Annotated in this window: 19 protein-coding genes; 4 read left to right on the forward strand and 15 right to left on the reverse strand. The window is 63.6% G+C overall.

Features of this window, described 5'->3' with window-relative positions:
- Positions 1 to 8: 8 nt before the first annotated feature.
- From I6F28_RS04000 to urtA, 11 genes are all read right to left on the reverse strand, one after another.
- The gene (locus I6F28_RS04000) at positions 9 to 308 is read right to left on the reverse strand and encodes a putative quinol monooxygenase (protein ID WP_225139307.1); all 300 of its coding nucleotides are present in this window, start codon (positions 306 to 308) and stop codon (positions 9 to 11) included.
- A 126-nt stretch (positions 309 to 434) separates the two neighbouring features.
- A complete protein-coding gene (gene ureC, locus I6F28_RS04005) occupies positions 435 to 2,150 on the reverse strand; it encodes an urease subunit alpha (RefSeq protein ID WP_225139308.1) in 1,716 nt (571 codons plus the stop codon).
- Positions 2,151 to 2,184: 34 nt separating this feature from the next.
- Positions 2,185 to 2,724, reverse strand: coding sequence for an HD domain-containing protein (locus I6F28_RS04010; RefSeq protein ID WP_035998123.1), 540 nt, complete (start codon positions 2,722 to 2,724; stop codon positions 2,185 to 2,187).
- Between the two features lie 56 nt (positions 2,725 to 2,780).
- Positions 2,781 to 3,086, reverse strand: coding sequence for an urease subunit beta (locus tag I6F28_RS04015; RefSeq protein ID WP_026202067.1), 306 nt, complete (start codon positions 3,084 to 3,086; stop codon positions 2,781 to 2,783).
- 9 nt (positions 3,087 to 3,095) lie between these two features.
- A complete protein-coding gene (locus tag I6F28_RS04020; protein WP_007605424.1) occupies positions 3,096 to 3,398 on the reverse strand; it encodes an urease subunit gamma in 303 nt (100 codons plus the stop codon).
- A gap of 38 nt (positions 3,399 to 3,436) precedes the next feature.
- Positions 3,437 to 4,267 carry an urease accessory protein UreD gene (locus I6F28_RS04025; RefSeq protein WP_225139309.1) on the reverse strand — a complete coding sequence of 277 codons (831 nt, stop codon included), beginning with the start codon at positions 4,265 to 4,267 and terminating at the stop codon, positions 3,437 to 3,439.
- A 38-nt stretch (positions 4,268 to 4,305) separates the two neighbouring features.
- Positions 4,306 to 5,001 (reverse strand): urea ABC transporter ATP-binding subunit UrtE, encoded by a 696-nt coding sequence (gene urtE / locus I6F28_RS04030; RefSeq protein ID WP_036021619.1) that lies wholly within the window; start codon positions 4,999 to 5,001, stop codon positions 4,306 to 4,308.
- A gap of 88 nt (positions 5,002 to 5,089) precedes the next feature.
- Complete coding sequence (urtD, locus tag I6F28_RS04035) at positions 5,090 to 5,851, reverse strand: urea ABC transporter ATP-binding protein UrtD (RefSeq protein ID WP_018646608.1); 762 nt, start codon at positions 5,849 to 5,851, stop codon at positions 5,090 to 5,092.
- Positions 5,852 to 5,857: 6 nt separating this feature from the next.
- Positions 5,858 to 7,027: an urea ABC transporter permease subunit UrtC gene (gene urtC, locus I6F28_RS04040; RefSeq protein WP_036021615.1), complete on the reverse strand. Its 1,170-nt coding sequence runs from the start codon at positions 7,025 to 7,027 to the stop codon at positions 5,858 to 5,860.
- Positions 7,024 to 8,631 (reverse strand): urea ABC transporter permease subunit UrtB, encoded by a 1,608-nt coding sequence (gene urtB / locus I6F28_RS04045; RefSeq protein ID WP_225139310.1) that lies wholly within the window; start codon positions 8,629 to 8,631, stop codon positions 7,024 to 7,026. The genes urtC and urtB overlap by 4 nt, the downstream gene beginning before the upstream one ends.
- Positions 8,632 to 8,715: 84 nt before the next feature.
- Positions 8,716 to 10,038, reverse strand: coding sequence for an urea ABC transporter substrate-binding protein (urtA, locus tag I6F28_RS04050; RefSeq protein WP_035998103.1), 1,323 nt, complete (start codon positions 10,036 to 10,038; stop codon positions 8,716 to 8,718).
- A gap of 480 nt (positions 10,039 to 10,518) precedes the next feature.
- Here urtA and I6F28_RS04055 point away from each other — a divergent pair, with 480 nt between their 5' ends.
- The 3 genes from I6F28_RS04055 to I6F28_RS04065 all read left to right on the forward strand — a co-directional run bounded on the left by I6F28_RS04055 (position 10,519) and on the right by I6F28_RS04065 (position 12,886).
- Positions 10,519 to 12,102: a DEAD/DEAH box helicase gene (locus I6F28_RS04055; protein WP_225139311.1), complete on the forward strand. Its 1,584-nt coding sequence runs from the start codon at positions 10,519 to 10,521 to the stop codon at positions 12,100 to 12,102.
- Positions 12,103 to 12,125: 23 nt separating this feature from the next.
- A complete protein-coding gene (infA, locus tag I6F28_RS04060) occupies positions 12,126 to 12,413 on the forward strand; it encodes a translation initiation factor IF-1 (RefSeq protein WP_035998101.1) in 288 nt (95 codons plus the stop codon).
- A gap of 260 nt (positions 12,414 to 12,673) precedes the next feature.
- A complete protein-coding gene (locus I6F28_RS04065; protein ID WP_035998097.1) occupies positions 12,674 to 12,886 on the forward strand; it encodes a cold-shock protein in 213 nt (70 codons plus the stop codon).
- 91 nt (positions 12,887 to 12,977) lie between these two features.
- Here the strand turns inward: I6F28_RS04065 and I6F28_RS04070 are convergent, their stop codons facing one another.
- The 4 genes from I6F28_RS04070 to I6F28_RS04085 all read right to left on the reverse strand — a co-directional run bounded on the left by I6F28_RS04070 (position 12,978) and on the right by I6F28_RS04085 (position 15,884).
- On the reverse strand, positions 12,978 to 13,610 hold the full coding sequence (locus I6F28_RS04070) for a TadE/TadG family type IV pilus assembly protein (protein ID WP_081493699.1): 633 nt from the start codon (positions 13,608 to 13,610) through the stop codon (positions 12,978 to 12,980).
- 5 nt (positions 13,611 to 13,615) lie between these two features.
- Positions 13,616 to 14,197, reverse strand: a complete 582-nt coding sequence (locus I6F28_RS04075) for a TadE/TadG family type IV pilus assembly protein (RefSeq protein ID WP_036021610.1) — start codon at positions 14,195 to 14,197, stop codon at positions 13,616 to 13,618.
- 205 nt (positions 14,198 to 14,402) lie between these two features.
- Positions 14,403 to 14,906, reverse strand: a complete 504-nt coding sequence (locus I6F28_RS04080; protein WP_035998084.1) for a pilus assembly protein N-terminal domain-containing protein — start codon at positions 14,904 to 14,906, stop codon at positions 14,403 to 14,405.
- Between the two features lie 150 nt (positions 14,907 to 15,056).
- Positions 15,057 to 15,884 (reverse strand): sterol desaturase family protein, encoded by an 828-nt coding sequence (locus tag I6F28_RS04085; RefSeq protein WP_225139312.1) that lies wholly within the window; start codon positions 15,882 to 15,884, stop codon positions 15,057 to 15,059.
- A gap of 272 nt (positions 15,885 to 16,156) precedes the next feature.
- On the opposite strand from I6F28_RS04085, the gene I6F28_RS04090 reads away from it, so the two are divergent.
- A complete protein-coding gene (locus tag I6F28_RS04090) occupies positions 16,157 to 16,321 on the forward strand; it encodes a Flp family type IVb pilin (protein WP_025033956.1) in 165 nt (54 codons plus the stop codon).
- Positions 16,322 to 16,356 lie beyond the last annotated feature (35 nt).

The raw sequence follows: 16,356 nt of genomic DNA on the forward strand, positions 1-16,356 counted from the left end.
TTACCTCTTTACCGTGTCTCGACCTTCTCGGGCGTGATGTATTCGATCTTCGGCGGCGCCGTGAAACATTTCACCGCAACGCGGCCGAACGTCTTCATGTGCTCGGCAGCGCGATGCGGCCCCAGCGCTTCCATATTCTCCCACTGCTCGACGAACACCATCTTGGCAGGGTCGGTGACGCTCTCATGCAGGTCATAGGCGATATTGCCGGGCTCTCTCCGCGTCTCCTTGATGCAGGCGGTGGCGGCTGCAATGAATTCGGCGCGCGTCTCGGGCTTGATGGTCAAGGTAGCAACGACGTAGATCACGAGAAATCCTCCGGCTTTTCTTCTGAGGGTTACGATACCGGGCGGGACATTAGACCAGGCGGGACCGAACGCAAAACCGCAAAAAGCCGTCCCCAGACACCGCCGGGACATGCGTCGAGCGCTATTTCAGTACATGAAATATCGCTGCGCCATCGGCAGCACCTCCGCCGGAGCACAGGTCAGGAGCTCGCCATCGGCGCGCACTTCATAGGTCTCCGGATCGACCTCGATATTGGGCGTCGCGTCGTTGTGGATCATGCTCTTCTTGGAGATCTTGCCGCGGGTGTTCTGGACGGCATAGAGCTTCTTCTCGAGGCCGAGCTTGCGCGCGAGGCCACCGGTGATCGCGGCCTTGGAAGTGAACACCACCGAGGAGGCCGTACGTGCCTTGCCGAACGCGCCGAACATCGGCTGGTAGTGCACCGGCTGCGGCGTCGGGATCGAGGCGTTGGGATCGCCCATGGGCGCCGCGACGATGGTGCCGCCCTTGACGATGCAGTCCGGCTTGACGCCGAAGAAGGCCGGCGACCACAGCACGAGATCGGCCATCTTGCCCTTCTCGACCGAGCCGATCAGCTTCGACACGCCATGCGCGATGGCGGGATTGATGGTGTACTTGGCGATGTAGCGCTTGACGCGGAAATTGTCGTTGTCCTTGCCCTTGTCCTGCGGCAGCGACCCGCGCTGCTTTTTCATCTTGTCCGCGGTCTGCCAGGTCCGGATGATGACTTCGCCGAGGCGGCCCATGGCCTGCGAGTCCGAGGACATCATCGAGAGCGCGCCGAGGTCGTGCAGGATGTCCTCGGCCGCGATCGTCTCCTTGCGGATGCGGCTTTCGGCGAACGCCAGATCTTCGGCGATGGACGGATCGAGATGGTGGCACACCATCAGCATGTCCAGATGCTCGTCGATGGTGTTGCGGGTGAACGGCCGCGTCGGGTTGGTCGACGACGGCAGCACGTTCTTCAGGCCGGCGACCTTGATGATGTCAGGAGCATGGCCGCCGCCGGCGCCTTCGGTGTGGAAGGCGTGGATGGTGCGGCCCTTGAACGCCTTGATCGTGTCCTCAACGAAGCCGGATTCGTTCAGCGTGTCGGTGTGGATCATCACCTGGATGTCGTGATCGTCGGCGACCGACAGGCAATTGTCGATCGCGGCCGGCGTGGTGCCCCAATCCTCGTGCAGCTTCAGCGCACAGGCGCCGGCCCTGATCATCTCGACCAGCGCGGCGGGGCGCGACGCGTTGCCCTTGCCGGAAATGCCGAGATTGACCGGGAAGGCGTCGAACGACTGGATCATCCGCCCCATGTGCCACGGCCCCGGCGTACAGGTGGTCGCGAAGGTGCCGTGCGACGGGCCGGTGCCGCCCCCCAGCATCGAGGTGACCCCTGACATCAGCGCGTGCTCGATCTGCTGCGGACAGATGAAATGGATGTGGCTGTCGAAACCGCCGGCGGTGAGGATCTTGCCTTCGCCGGCAATCACGTCGGTGCCGGGGCCGATGATGATGGTGACCCCGGGCTGGATGTCGGGATTGCCGGCCTTGCCGATGCCTGCGATCATGCCGTCCTTGATAGCGACGTCGGCCTTCACGATGCCCCAATGGTCCACGATCAGCGCATTGGTGATGACGGTATCGGCCGCGCCCTGCCTGTTGGTGACCTGCGACTGCCCCATGCCATCGCGGATCACCTTGCCGCCGCCGAACTTCACCTCCTCGCCATAGGTGGTGAAATCCTTCTCGACCTCGATGATGAGGTCGGTGTCGGCCAGCCGCACCTTGTCGCCGGTGGTCGGACCGAACATGTCGGCATAGACGGAACGCTTCATCTTGACGGACATCACAAGCCCCGTTTGCGATTGAATGTCTGGTTTGTCACAGCAAGGCCTTTGCTGCTTTCACGGCGTCATCGAATTTTTCGTCGAGCCACGCATTGCCGCCGCGGCACCCCGCCACGACCTGCGTGGCCCAGGCGATATAGTCGGCGAGATCTTCGCGCTCCCCAGCATTCGGATCGGTCTGAATGCGCGCGCCCGTATTGCTGATCTTGTCGGCGATCTTGATCAGCTTGGCGCCCGGCGATTTGTGGGGCGCGTCCTCGATCTGCTTCTGCCGCCGCTTCGCTTTCGGCAAGCTCATGTCGTCGGTGCACTCGGCAACGAGGGACGCGACCCGATCGGAAAATCTCTGCGCGAGCTCCTCGCGCGTGGTGTCGGTGTCCTCGATGGTGTCGTGCAGCCAGCCGGCCGCGACCAGCTCGGCATCGGCGCCGTCGGTCGCAGTCGCGAGCAGGTTCGCGACCTCTGCGAGATGATTGATATAGGGCTCATTGCCGCGGCCCTTGCGCGCCATGCCGTTATGGCGCTGCGCGGCGAGCTCGGCAGCTTCCGAGACGAGGCGGATTGGTGAGAGCATGGAAATACCTCCGTTTCCGCCTCAACCATGCCGCGCCGTGCTCGTTCCTGCGGAGGTCATAGCTTCCCCATCACATCGCCGCGGAAGCCGTAGATCGTCTTCTTCCCCGCCATGGCGACGAGCTGGACGTCGCGGGTCTGGCCGGGCTCGAAGCGGACGGCGGTGCCGGCGGCGATGTCGAGGCGCATGCCGCGCGCCTTCTTGCGGTCGAACTTCAGCGCGGGGTTGGTCTCGAAGAAATGGTAGTGCGAGCCAACCTGGATCGGGCGGTCGCCGGTATTGGCGACCGTCAGCGTCACGGTCTTGCGGCCGGCGTTGAGCTCGATCTCGCCGTCCTGGATGAAGAGTTCGCCGGGGATCATGCTCTGCTCCTACCTGATCGGCTCGTGCACGGTGACGAGCTTGGTGCCATCAGGAAAAGTTGCCTCGACCTGGATGTCGTGGATCATCTCGGGAATGCCCGGCATCACCTGGTCGCGGGTCAGAACTTGCGCGCCTGACTGCATCAGCTCGGCGACGGTGCGGCCGTCACGCGCGCCTTCCAGAATGAAGTCGGAGATGATCGCGATCGCCTCGGGATGGTTGAGCTTGACGCCGCGGTCCAGCCGGCGGCGGGCCACGATCGCCGCCATCGAGATCAAAAGCTTGTCCTTTTCGCGGGGAGACAGATTCATGCGACATCTCTTCCGTTCAACACGTCAATTCAACCAGTCTAGTTCAGCCAGAGCCGCGGCAGGGCCGCACCGGTGCGCGCCAGCACCGTCATCATGTCGGCGCGCAAGCGCGCCGCATCTTGGGCACAGAACCGCGCCATTGCAAAGCCATTCCAGGCCGAGATTCCGACTTCGCCGGAGAACGATTCCGACGCCTCCCGGATGCGCTCGACCAGGGCTTCGTCGCCGGGCACGATCAGGGCTGTGCCGATCGCCGCGCCACCTTTGGCGACGGCGGACCGGCCGAGCTTGGCACCGATATCGCCGTCGAGCCGGACCGTCTCGGCGAACACCAGCCGCCCGCCGCGGCGTAGCCGCCAGCGGTCGACGAACTCGCCCTGCTCCATCCGCTCGCCCATGGCGGTCCGGCCGAACACGACGGTCTCGCAGAGCAGGAGCGAGGCCGCCTCGTCGAGGTCGATGTCGAAGCGGCGCTGGACGCGGGCACGGTCGAACAGAATCGTCTCCTGGGGCAGCCAGGCAAGATGCGCGTCCGCGCCGACCTTCAGGGCGATGTTGAGCTGCGCTGCCGCTCCGGGCGTGCGATAGACCTTTTCGGCGGCCGCTGTGGTCAGCGTCAGCCGCGCTGCATCCGCCGCCGCTATCTCGATATCAAAGCGATCACCGCCGGCAACACCGCCGGCCGTGTTGACGAAAACGCCGGACAGGCCCTGATCTTCCGGCGAGGGAAAGCGGACGCGGAGCGAACCGGATTCATGCAAGGTGCCGCGCCGTGTCACCCCGTCGCGCGCATGCACGTCGAAGCGCACGGTGCCACGGGCACGGTTGGCCTCGAACAGCGTGGACGTGGCTGACAATTCGCTGCGCATCCGTCTCCCCCAACCGGTCGCGGCAGGTCTGTTCCGGCTTACAGCGCCATCTGGCGGCTGATCTCGCCCGGATCGAGATTGGAGCGGTCGCAGGTGAACTTCACCGCGCCGCGATCCATCACCGCGAAACTGTCGCCGAGTTCGCAGGCAAAGTCGAGATATTGTTCGACCAGCACGATGGCGATGTTGCCGAGGTTGCGCAGATACGAAATGGCGCGGCCGATGTCCTTGATGATCGAGGGCTGGATGCCTTCGGTGGGCTCGTCGAGCAAAAGTAGTTTCGGCCGCATCACCAGCGCGCGGCCGATCGCGAGCTGCTGCTGCTGGCCGCCGGAGAGGTCGCCGCCGCGCCGGCCCAGCATGGATTGCAGCACCGGAAACAGCGAGAACACATCGTCGGGGATGTGCTTGTCCTCGCGCTTGAGCGGACCGAAGCCGGTCTTGAGGTTCTCCTCGACTGTCAGCAACGGGAAGATCTCGCGGCCCTGCGGCACGAAGCCGATGCCCTTGCGCGCCCGCTCGTACGGCTTGAGGCCGGTGATATCGCTGCCGTCGAACACGATTGCGCCCGACGAGATCGGATATTGCCCGACCATCGCGCGCAGGAGCGAGGTCTTGCCGACGCCGTTACGTCCGAGCACGCACGTGACCTTGCCGGGCTCGGCCGAGATCGAGACGCCGCGCAGCGCCTGGGCAGCACCGTAAAACAGGTTGATGTCTTTCACTTCAAGCATCGGAAACACCTTTGCGGGCGAATAGCGAATGGCGAGTAGCGAATAGGAGAAGCGGCCAGTCCATTCGCCATTCCCTATTCGCCATTCGCTACCTTCCCAAATACACTTCGATGACCCTCTCGTTGGACGAGACCTGGTCGATGGTCCCTTCCGCGAGCACCGTGCCTTCGTGCAGGCAGGTGACCTTGACGCCGAGCTCGCGCACGAAGGTCATGTCGTGCTCGACCACCATGACGGTGTGGGTCTTGTTGATTTCCTTCAGCAGCTCGGCGGTGAGATGCGTCTCGACGTCGGTCATTCCCGCGACGGGCTCGTCGACCAGCAGCAGTTTCGGGTCCTGCGCCAGCAGCATGCCGATCTCCAGCCATTGCTTCTGGCCGTGGCTGAGGCTGCCGGCGAGACGATTGCGAGCCTCGGTGAGGCGGATCGTCTCCAGCACCTTGTCGATGCGTTCGGACTCCGCCTTGCTGCCGCGCCAGAACAGCGTGCCGCGAACCGAGTGGTCGACATTGAGCGCCAGCAGGAGGTTGTCCTGCACGGTCTGGCTCTCGAACACCGTCGGCTTCTGGAATTTGCGGCCGATGCCGAGCTCGGCGATGCGGGTCTCGTCGAGCCGCGTCAGGTCGGTGACGCCGTCGAACAGCACGGTGCCTTCATCCGGCTTGGTCTTGCCGGTGATGATGTCCATCATCGTGGTCTTGCCGGCGCCGTTCGGGCCGATGATGGCGCGCATCTCGCCGGGCTCGAGCGTCAGCGACAGATTGTTGATGGCGTGGAAGCCGTCGAAGGAGACGTGCACGCCGTCCAGATAGAGCATCGCGGAGGTCGCGCGGGTGTCCATGACGTTCATGACCGCTTACTCCGCCATCTTGGGTTCGGTGACGCCGTCTTCGGCCGCGGCGCTCACGGAAGTCGCGGGGGTGCGTTTTTCCTTCGACTGATCCCACCAGGCGTTGAAGGTGCCGACGATGCCCTTGGGCAGCAGCAGCGTCACCAGGATGAACAATGCGCCCAGCATGAACAGCCAGTACGGCGCGAGCACGCCCGAGGTGAAGAACGTCTTGGCGTAGTTGACGACGACGGCGCCGAGCGCCGCGCCGACCAGCGTGCCGCGGCCGCCGACCGCGACCCAGATCACCGCCTCGATCGAATTGCCCGGCGCGAATTCGCTCGGATTGATGATGCCGACCTGCGGCACGTAGAGCGCGCCGGCGACTCCGGCCATGCAGGCCGACACCGTGAACACGAACAGCTTGTAGGATTCGACGCGGTAGCCGAGGAAGCGCGTGCGCGATTCCGCGTCGCGCACGGCAATCAAGACCTTGCCGAGCTTGGAGGAGACGATGGCGCGGCAGATCAGGAAGCCGATGATCAGCGCCAGGCAGCTCAGCGCAAACAGCGCGGCGCGCGTCCCTTCCGCCTGCACGTTGAAGCCCAGGATATCCTTGAAGTCGGTCAGGCCGTTATTGCCGCCAAAACCAAAGTCGTTGCGGAAGAAGGCGAGAAGCAGCGCGTAGGTCATCGCCTGCGTGATGATCGACAGATAAACGCCGGTGACACGTGAGCGGAAGGCGAGCCAGCCGAAGCAGAAGGCGAGCAGGCCGGGCACGACCAGCACCATCAGCGCGGCGAACCAGAACATGTCGAAGCCGTACCAGTACCAGGGCAGCTTCTCCCAGTTCAGGAACACCATGAAGTCGGGCAGGATCGGATTGCCGTAGACGCCGCGGGTGCCGATCTGCCGCATCAGGTACATGCCCATGGCGTAGCCGCCGAGCGCGAAGAAGGCGCCGTGACCGAGCGAGAGGATGCCGCAATAGCCCCAGATCAGGTCGATCGACAGCGCCAGGATGGCGTAGCAGACATACTTGCCCCAGAGCGCGACGAGATAGGTCGGCACCTGCAGGAACGAGCCCGCGGGAAGCAGCAGGTTGGAGAGCGGAATGAGGATGCCGCAGGCCGCGACGACGGCAAGGAAGATCGTCGCGCTGCGGTCCAGCGATCGCGTCAGCATGTGAGGGGTCATGCTTCCACCGCACGGCCCTTGAGCGCGAACAGGCCGCGCGGCCGCTTTTGAATGAACAGGATGATGAGAACCAGGATCGCGATCTTGCCGAGCACGGCGCCGGCGACCGGCTCCAGGAATTTGTTGGCGATGCCGAGCGTGAAGGCGCCGACGAGCGTGCCCCAGAGATTGCCGACCCCGCCGAACACCACGACCATGAAACTGTCGATGATGTAACTCTGGCCGAGATTGGGGCTGACATTGTCGATCTGCGACAGCGCGACGCCGGCGATGCCGGCAATGCCCGAGCCGAGGCCGAAGGTCAGGGCGTCGACGCGCGAGGTGGCGATGCCCATGGAAGCCGCCATGCGGCGGTTCTGCGTCACCGCACGCATTTCGAGGCCCAGCGCGGTGTAGCGCAGCATCGCGAGCAGAATCGCGAACACGGCGAGCGTGAAGAGAAGGATCCAGAGCCGATTATAGGTGATGGTGATCTGGCCGAACTCGAACGCGCCGCTCATCCAGGAGGGGTTGCCGACCTCGCGGTTGGTCGGGCCGAACATGGTGCGCACCGCCTGCTGCAGCACCAGCGACAGGCCCCAGGTCGCGAGCAGCGTCTCGAGCGGACGGCCGTAGAGGAAGCGGATGATGCTGCGCTCGATCAAGACGCCGATCGCGCCGGCGACGAGAAAGGCGAGCGGCACGGCGATCAAGAGCGAATAGTCGAACAGGCCGGGATAGCGGGTGCGGATCACCTCCTGGACCACGAAGGTGGTGTAGGCTCCGATCATCACCATCTCGCCATGAGCCATGTTGATGACGCCCATCACGCCGAATGTAATGGCGAGCCCGATCGCGGCGAGCAGCAGCACCGAGCCGAGCGAGAGACCGTACCAGGCATTCTGCACCATCGACCAGACCGCGAGCGAATTCTGGATCGAGCCGATCGCGCTCGCGGCGGCCTTGGTGACCGAGGCCGGCTGGTCGCCCATGCCGGTGAGCAGCGCCAGCGCATCCTGGTCGCCCCGCGCCTTGAGGGTTGCGACCGCTTCGAGCTTCTCGACCTCGGTGGCGTCGGACTTGAACAGCAGGATCGCGGCTCGGGCCTCAGTGAGCGCCGCCTTGACGGATTTGTTGGCTTCCTTGGCAAGCGCGGCATCGACCGCCTCGAGCGCGGTCTCCTCGTGCGACTTGAAGACGGACTGCGCGGCTTGCAGGCGCGTTCCCAGATCCGGAGACTGCAGTGTCAGGCTCCCGAGTGCGGCGTCGACGCTGCGGCGCAGGCGGTTGTTGAGGCGAACCGCGCTCGCACTGTCGGGAACGCTGGCAACGGCCTCGCCGGTCGCAGCGTCGATCGACTTGCCGTCCGCATCGGTGACGTAGACCTTCTTACTGTCGGGATCGGCCATGAGGCGACCGTCCTGAAGCGCATTGATGATCGGAAAAGCCAGCTTGCTGCCGCTGCCCGCGATCACACCGATCGCTTCTTCTGTGTCGGAAAAATCATCGTTGGCGAATTTGGCGACCGCATCCTCGAACGGACCGGCGAAGGCCGGCAGCGCGAACGCAATCAGGAACAACGAGAGTGCAAGCGAACAGAGACGAGCGGACAAATGGGCTGGCACTGTGAATGACCCCGGCAGAAATGAGTGGAGAAGGCGGCGGGATCGCCGCCCTCTCCGGTCTTGCAATGGAGCGTCAGATCGGGATCAGGAGCCCGAGCCGAGGCACTTGTTGGACTTGGTGTTGAAGTTACCGCACTTCTTGCCGACCCAGTCGCCGATCAGGTCCTTGGAGCCGTCGAGCTCCTTCGACCAGGCGTCGCCGGGGACGAGGCTCGGGGTCTTCCAGACCACGTCGAACTGGCCGTTGCCCTTGATCTCGCCGATGAACACCGGCTTGGTGATATGGTGGTTCGGGAGCATCTTGGAGGTGCCGCCGGTCAGGTTCTTGGCTTCGATGCCCGGGAGAGCGTCGATGACCTTGTCGGGATCGGTCGACTTCACCTTCTCGACCGCCTTGACCCACATGTCGAAGCCGATCACGTGCGCTTCCATCGGATCGTTGGTCACGCGCTTCGGATTCTTGGTGTAGGCCTGCCACGCCTTGATGAACTTCTCGTTCTCCGGCGATTTGATCGACTGGAAGTAGTTCCAGGCGGCGAGGTGGCCGACCAGCGGCTTGGTGTCGATGCCGGCGAGCTCTTCCTCACCCACGGAGAACGCCACCACCGGGATGTCCTTGGCCTTGATGCCCTGGTTGCCGAGCTCCTTGTAGAAGGGAACGTTGGCGTCGCCGTTGATGGTCGAGACCACCGCGGTCTTCTTGCCGGCCGAGCCGAACTTCTTGATGTCGGCCACGATCGTCTGCCAGTCGGAATGACCGAACGGCGTGTAGTTGATCATGATGTCTTCCTGGGCGACGCCCTTGGACTTCAGATAGGCCTCCAGGATCTTGTTGGTGGTGCGCGGATAGACGTAGTCGGTGCCCGCGAGCACCCAGCGCTTCACCTTCTCGTCCTTCATGAGGTAGTCGACGGCAGGGATCGCCTGCTGGTTCGGCGCAGCCCCCGTGTAGAACACGTTACGCTCGCTCTCCTCACCCTCGTATTGCACGGGGTAGAACAGGATGCTGTTGAGCTCCTTGAACACCGGGAGCACCGACTTACGCGACACCGAGGTCCAGCAGCCGAACACGACCGAGACCTTGTTCTTGGTGATCAGCTCGCGCGCCTTTTCGGCGAACAGCGGCCAGTTCGATGCGGGATCGACGACGACGGCTTCCAGCTTCTTGCCGAGCACGCCGCCCTTCTTGTTCTGCTCGTCGATCAGGAAGAGGATGGTGTCCTTCAGCGTGGTTTCGCTGATTGCCATGGTGCCGGACAGGGAGTGGAGTACACCCACCTTGATGGTGTCGTCGGCGGCCTTTGCGCCAGTCAATGAAGCCAGACCGAGCATCAGTCCGGCGGTCGCAGCGAGCACGCCGCGGCGGCTAAATGACGCCGCTATATCGTGAGTGGATTTGTTAAACATGAGTGCCTCATCTCCCTGACGCAGACGTGAAAAACGCTGCGAAACGGCCCCACGGCCGCCTGCGGTTAACGGAATCGCAAGAACCATGCCATGGGCTGGGCACCCATCAACTTATTGAATTTGCAAAACTAATTGGCAGAAATCGAAGTTTCTTCGCAGTCTTGCAGCCTAAATCATAGGCAACATAAATGTATGCGAAAGCGGCAGTCAGACTACTTTCTAAGCAAATCGCCAATTCTGGCTAAATTTCTGGCAGCAGTATTTTTGCACCGCACCCGCTGTTTTGGAGGCAAGTGCCTTGAAAGCGCCCCCTCGATGTTCCATATGAGCGTCCGAGACCTCTTGCGAATCAAGGGGTCGTAGCGAGCCGCGTGTTCTTAAGCCCTCTACGGGCCTCTGGCTTGCCCCATATCATCCAAGCCATCCGACACCCCAAACACGCAGGTGTCTTCTCGACACCCTTTTGCGCGCGCCGCGCTGATGCGCCGGGCGTTCGCTTTTGACATGGAAAGAACCCCTCTTTTGACTTCGTTTCAGGACTTCGGCCTCGCCGAACCCATCGCGCGCGCTCTTCGTGAAGAGAATTACGTCACCCCCACTCCGATTCAGGCCCAGACCATCCCGCTGGCACTGACCGGTCGCGACGTCGTCGGCATCGCCCAGACCGGTACCGGCAAGACCGCGTCCTTCGCGCTGCCGATCCTGCATCGTCTGCTCGAGAACCGCATCAAGGCGCAGCCCAAGACCGCCCGCGTGCTGGTGCTGTCGCCGACCCGCGAGCTGTCCGGCCAGATACTTGACAGCTTCAACGCCTACGGCCGCCACATCCGCCTGTCCTCGACGCTCGCGATCGGCGGCGTGCCGATGGGCCGCCAGGTCCGTGCGCTGATGCAGGGCGTCGACGTGCTGGTCGCCACCCCCGGCCGCCTGCTCGACCTCGTGCAGAGCAACGGCTTGAAGCTTTCAAGCGTCGAGTTCCTCGTGCTCGACGAAGCCGACCGCATGCTCGACATGGGCTTCATCAACGACATTCGCAAAATCGTCGCCAAGCTGCCGATCAAGCGGCAGACGCTGTTCTTCTCGGCCACCATGCCGAAGGACATCGCCGAGCTCGCCGATTCCATGTTGCGCGACCCCGCCCGTGTCGCGGTGACCCCGGTGTCCTCGACCGCCGAGCGGATCAACCAGCGCATCCTGCAGGTCGACTTCGCGGCCAAGCCGGCCTTTTTGACCAAGCTGCTGCAGGACGAGGCGATCAACCGCGCGCTGGTCTTCACCCGCACCAAGCACGGCGCCGACAAGGTGGTGAAGACGCTGGCCAAGGCCGGGATCGCCGCCAACGCCATCCACGGCAACAAGTCGCAGAACCATCGCGAGCGCACGCTGGCCCAGTTCCGCTCGGGAGAGATCCGCACCCTGGTCGCCACCGACATCGCCGCTCGCGGCATCGACGTCGACGGCATCAGTCACGTCATCAACTTCGACCTGCCGAACGTGCCGGAGACCTACGTCCACCGCATCGGCCGCACCGCGCGCGCCGGAGCCGACGGCACCGCAATCTCGCTGGTCGCGGGCGGCGAGGAGCTCGGCTATCTGCGCGACATCGAGCGGCTGATTCGCGTCGCCCTGCCGCGGGAGGACCACCGCACCGACGCCGGCCGCCGCGATGCTGGTCCCGCCCCGTCGCAGCAACGACAGGGCCGGCCGGGCGGTCGTCCGGGCCAGCGCCCGCAAGGCGCACGCCACGGTGACGGACGTCGCGCCGACGAACGGCATGCCGACGGGCGCCACCATAGTGCCGGTAAGCAAGGCGACGGCAGGCACGGTGAAGGCCGGCACGCCGAGGCGAGGCATGCCGACGGACGGCCCGGCAGTGGCCCGAATGCCTCCAAGGGTTCTCGCCGCCGCCGCTCCGGTGGTAAGATGCATTCGTCGCCTGTCGACCGTCCGGAACAGCGTTCCGCGCATAGCGCCGGGACCCCTGATGGGATACAAGGCGTTGCCTTTTTGCGCCGCCAGAGTCGGCCAAACAGCCAACCGAACCGCAAACCCTATTCGCACTAGCCGTCCACGACCTGGAGATATCAATGGCTAAGGAAGAGCTGATCCAGTTCGAAGGACTGGTCACCGAAATCCTCCCCGATGCCCGCTACCGCGTGCAGCTCGACGCCGGACACGAGATCGTTGCCTATACCGCCGGCAAGATGAAGAAGAACCGCATCAAGACGCTCGCGGGCGACCGCGTGACCGTGGAGATGTCGCCCTATGACCTCGAGAAGGGCCGGCTGATTTTCCGCCACAAGGACGAACGTCCCAGCACGCCGGGCGGACCGCCCCGTCCCGGACAGCGCGGCGGCCAGTTCCGCCGCCGCTAGTCGGCTGCGGCGCGGGTTCGAATTCCGATCTGTCAGGTGATCCGGCGTTGACATCACGGCGGATCAAAAAATCGTGCGCGTCCGGATTGTTTCGAACCGTTGCTTCCGATAAAATGAATTAATCGATTTTCGGCCGGACGACATTGGCATCCACCGGTACAGCCGGTTCAGACACGCTGACGACCCTTCCAGAAATTCGATCTAACCCTGCCCGCGCGAGCGGGCTCCGACATTAGTGTTATCTGAGAGGGACTACCCCCGTGAGCATGGGAACCGTGAAGTGGTTTAACGCAACCAAGGGCTATGGCTTCATTCAGCCCGACGATGGCGGCCAGGACGTGTTCGTTCACATCAGCGCCGTGGAGCGCGCCGGCCTCGGCTCGCTCCGCGAGGGCCAGAAGATCTCCTACGAGATCGTGGCCGACCGCCGTTCCGGCAAGTCTGCGGCGGACAACCTGCGCGCTGCGGGCTGAGCCCGCCGGGCGCCGGCCCGATCAGCGAGCCAAAGCAAAAAGGCCGTGCGCAACGCACGGCCTTTTTCATGTCACGGGCGGCTGACAGATCTCAACACGTCGACGGCACGTTGTTGTAGGGCACGCAGGTGACCTGACGCGGCCGCGTGTAGGAGAGATCGCTCAGGGTTACGCTCGACTTCAACACGTAGCCGATGGTCGGCGTGTAAGTGTAGTTGGCTTCGCTCAGGATGAGATAGCTCGACGGAATCAAGAGTGCCGGGGGAATCATCGTGGTGACCGTGTCGCCGGCGTTCCGAGCCGAGGTCGCAAGCGTGGCTTGCGTCGCGCCGCTCGCAATCGTGCCGGCCCTGCTCCACTGGACCTTGGCGATGCTGTTGGCGTCGATGTAGATCTGGGAGATCGTGCCCTTCACGAGCGCAGCGTCGTAAGGCATGACGACGGAGATGCTGGCCGTGAACGTATCCTTCATTCCGGCATCGTTGAGCGTCGTCGACTGCGAGGTCAAATCGGACAATGTCCGCGCGATCAACGTGATTTTGCGGTCGATCGCCACGGCGGACGAAAATTCGACAGTGCCGAAGAACATCACCAGCATCAGCGGTACGATGATCGCGAATTCGGTCGCCGCCAGGGCGCGCTTGTCGGCGACGAAGCCGCGCACGGAGCCGCGTGCATTCCTCCAGATGTTCGCAATCGCCCGCATCGGTCCGCCCAGATCCATCTGCATCAGAAGGGTTCGTTCTTGAACGCCACCGTCGCCACCATCAGCCGCTTGTTGCTGCATCCCGCGTTGTAGCCGAGGCCGGTGACGATGAGCGGCCATTGATAGAACAGGCGCACCACGACGACCTGACCGGAGCTTCCGGCACTGTACTGCATGCCGGAGGGGTTGAAGGTGCAGGAATTGCCGAAATTGGTGAGGCTGAGCGTTCCGAAGGAGCTGGTGCTGACAACGTCGACGTAAAGCTTGCTGCAATCGAACAGCGCCGGAATCTTGCTGCAGACGAAGGTCTTAAACGTCGTCTGATCGCATGCAGCGACCGTGTTGGGCGCGGACTGGCAGGCCGCCACCGAGCCGCCCTGCGCCTGAGCCTGGCCGGTTAGAATCGCGCGCGCGGAGTCCTGCGCGATGGTCTCGAGCACCTGGCTGGAGAAGAACATGAGCGCCGTCTCGAGGATCGCGAACAGCAGCGCGAAGAACATCGGTGCGACCAGCGCAAATTCGACGGCTGCGGAGCCGCGGCGGTTGCCGCGAAACCGGAGCAGCGCTTTCCGGAGCGTGAACCTCGTAGGTGCAGGCGATGGCATCTCGTCAAATTCCCCAGCGGCCGGCGATCATCTGCCCGTTCAATAGCGGAAACTGATTGTCTAAGTGTTTCAGACGATCCGCTTCCGGCGGACCGCGCCGTTAACACCGCGTTAACCAGCGCCCGCAAGCGGGAGGAAGCACGGCATGCAACGAGGTGCCGCCCTCGAATCGAGCGGCTTGGCGGGATCGAGGCCCGCCCGTGGGCTAGTTTGGCTTGGCAGCCGCGCCGGCACCCGCACCTCCGCTGGCGCTGCTGCTCAGCGTACCGGCCTGGCTCATCGCGTTGTTGAAATAGGTGTCGCTGTCGCCGAGCGTCACGCGGCGCTGGCAAAGCGGCACGCAACTGTAGGACTCCCGCTCGACCCCGCGATAGACGGTGACGAGCCGGTCGCTCGGACCTTCGACCTGGATCTGGCGGTCCACCAGAATCTCGCCGCCGCGGTCGAGCGCGATGAAGTTGGTGGCCCCGTAGCCCTTTCCGGTCACGACGATCATGCCGCCGGGCTGGAGCGTGACGTCGGCGATCAGGGGATTGCCGACCACGATGGTCGCCACCTTGCCGGGCAGCCGCACCAGCTTGGCCTGGTCGACATTGACGGCGATGGTATCGGCGACGGGCTCGGCAAGGCTGGCGGCCGGCGAGGCCAGCACCGCAGCGGCAACCAGAACACAGACGCGCACATGACGGCGCAGCATTTCTTTACGCATACTCTTACCCCCGGGACGTCACAGACCGGCAGAAGCGACCGAATACAGCGGAGCCGGTGCCCGACCCGGCTAACCTGCCTTTAATTCGTGAACGTTCCGCAAACTCGCCGAGTATTGTTTGAACGGACGGACATTTGCGGGGCCCGCCCCCTAATGCCGGAACGGAAAGGCGAGCTGCCCGCCGATCTCCTTGGGCATGGCCGCTTCGTCCTTGCCGTAGTCCTGCGGCAGCCTGCCCTCCGGCATGCGGAAGGTGCCGAACAGCACGTCCCAGATCGGGAACGTTCCGGCAAAATTGGTGTCGCCGCCCTCTTCGAGGGAGGTGTGGTGCCAGCGATGGAAGACCGGCGTCGCCAGCACGTATTTGAACGGTCCGAAAGTCCAGTTCAGGTTGGCGTGCACAAAGGCCGAGTGGAAGGTGGTGAACGGGCCGACCCAGACCATGACGTTCGGGGAGATGCCTGCCATCAGCAGCACGACGTCGACGCTGATCGTCCCGAGCAAGAGATTGACCGGATGGAAGCGCGCCGCGGAGATCCAGCCGATCTCCTCCGACGAATGATGGATGGCGTGATATTTCCAGAAGCCGCCGTCGTGGAAAAGCCGATGCAGCCAGTACAGCATGAAATCGGACAGCACCAGGAACAGCACGGCCTGCAGCCACAGCGGCAGCTGCGCCAGCGGACCGTGGCCATTGTCGTAAAAGGCGATGAGCTCGTCGGCGTCGTGGATGTTGAAGACGACGCTGGCGCCGACAACCAGCAGCCCGATCCGCATGGTGCGGGCGAACACCGGAACGAAGAACCAGTAGCAGATGTCGGTGACGATCTCCCGCTTGCGCCACCACGGCGCGCCGGGATTGCAGGCCCAGAAATGCTCCAGCACGGTGAAGACCGCCGCGAGCACCAAGGTGACCGGGATCACCTTGACGATGGTCTCGCCGAGCATCAAGGCGACTTGCATGGGCAGGCTCGACATCGTCGCCTCTCTCCGCGAATTCCGCTGTAGCTCAAGGCCTACTCCGCGAAATTTAAGGGAGGGTGAAGCACGCGCCGCGTTGGCGGCGCATCCGGAACCGCAACGAATTTGCAGGTGCCGTCTTAAGGCGAAATTCACTCTGGGCAAAAGCATCGCGCCGGACGTGGGATTACCCGGTCGAATTAACTCTCCCGAAAGAGCTCGGCTCTCATGGTCGTCGCGTCAACGACAGCGCCGAACGAGGCGGTCCCCACCCAGACGGAGTTTTGTTCATGAAGAACTTGATTGCGCGTTTCGCGAAGGATGAATCCGGCGCCACCGCCATCGAATACGGCCTGATCGCCGCCGGCATCGCGCTGGCCATCATCACCGTCGTCAACAATCTCGGCACCACGCTGAACGCCAAGTTCAGCTCGATCAGCACCTCGCTGAAGTAAGCGGGTCCACGAAAGACGGCAAAAGCCCCGGACCT

Origin of the sequence: Bradyrhizobium sp. NBAIM14, assembly GCF_020193895.1 — a bacterium.
Taxonomy (GTDB): domain Bacteria; phylum Pseudomonadota; class Alphaproteobacteria; order Rhizobiales; family Xanthobacteraceae; genus Bradyrhizobium; species Bradyrhizobium yuanmingense.